This is a genomic window from Nitrosophilus sp., from assembly GCF_982775275.1.
This window is the reverse complement of sequence record NZ_CEXZHP010000043.1, coordinates 1-1,256: the sequence shown is the minus strand read 5'-3', so window position 1 is coordinate 1,256 and position 1,256 is coordinate 1. Positions and strand designations below refer to the sequence as shown.

Below are 1,256 nucleotides of genomic sequence, written 5' to 3'. Positions count from 1 at the left end.
CAATATAGTCTGTCTTTACAAACATCAAGATAGATTCCGCTAAATTCGTTAACGATAAAATTGTTTAATATATTAAATCCTTTTGAAAACTCATACTCTTTAAAGTTTTTCTCCACCTCATCCAAAACTTTTTTGGCTCTGTTTAAGATCCATCTATCTAAAACTCCAAAATCTTCGATAATCTCCTCAAGATCGTTTATATTTGCCAACATAAATCTGAAAGTGTTTCTAAGTTTTCTATACTGCTCTGCAATCTGTTTTAAAATATTTTCGCTAATTTTCAGATCGCTTTTATACTCGCTCATAGCAACCCAAAGGCGAAGAATCTCGACTCCAAACTTTTTAGCCACATCCTGCGGCGCAACCACGTTTCCTTTGGATTTGCTCATCTTCTCACCCTTTTCGTCAACGGTAAAACCATGGGTGAGTATAGATTTAAAAGGAGCTTTATGTTCAATCCCGCTACTAATCAACAAAGAGCTTTGAAACCATCCCCTATGCTGATCGCTTCCCTCAAGATAAAGGTCTGCAGGAAATTTTCCGGCATCATATCTTTTACTTTTTAAAACCGCTCTCCAAGTAGATCCACTATCAAACCAAACATCTAAAATATCTTCTACTTTTTCCAAATCATCGGGATTTAGCCCGCTTCCAGGATATAATAGATCTTTTATCTCCATACTATACCATGCATCACTTCCAAACTTTTCAAAAATCATAGCAATATAGTTTAAAACTTTCTCCTCTAAAATAACCTCTTTTGTTTTTTTGTTTCTAAAAAAAGCAATTGGCACTCCCCAGTCTCTCTGTCTTGAGATACACCAATCCGGCCTATTTTCCACCATACTTTTTAATCTATTTCTACCCCATTCTGGAAAAAATTCTGTTTTTTCTATCTCCTCTAAAGCAATCTCTCTTAAACTTTTTGCTTGATCTTTTGGAGCTTTATCAACTGCTATAAACCACTGCTTTGTTGCTCTAAAAATAACGGGTTTGTGAGTCCTCCAACAGTGAGGATAGGAGTGCTTTATCTCCTCTTTTAGCAATAAAGAGTCTCCCAAAAGTTCTATTATTTTATCATTTGCCTCAAAAACGTTCATTCCCACAAACTCTTGGGGATTTGGAAGAAGTTTTTTTTGCACCACGCTCTCATCATATCTGCCCTCATCATCAACGGGCATTATTACTTCAAGATTATATTTTAAACCTACCCTATAATCATCCTCCCCATGTCCCGGAGCCGTATGCACCGCACC

At 36.5% G+C, this 1,256-nt stretch carries 1 protein-coding gene; it reads right to left on the bottom strand.

Going from position 1 to position 1,256, the window contains the following annotated elements; genetic code table 11:
• The coding region (locus tag AC30RD_RS03530) for a class I tRNA ligase family protein (protein WP_489492854.1) at positions 1-1,256 on the bottom strand (1,256 nt) is incomplete at both ends.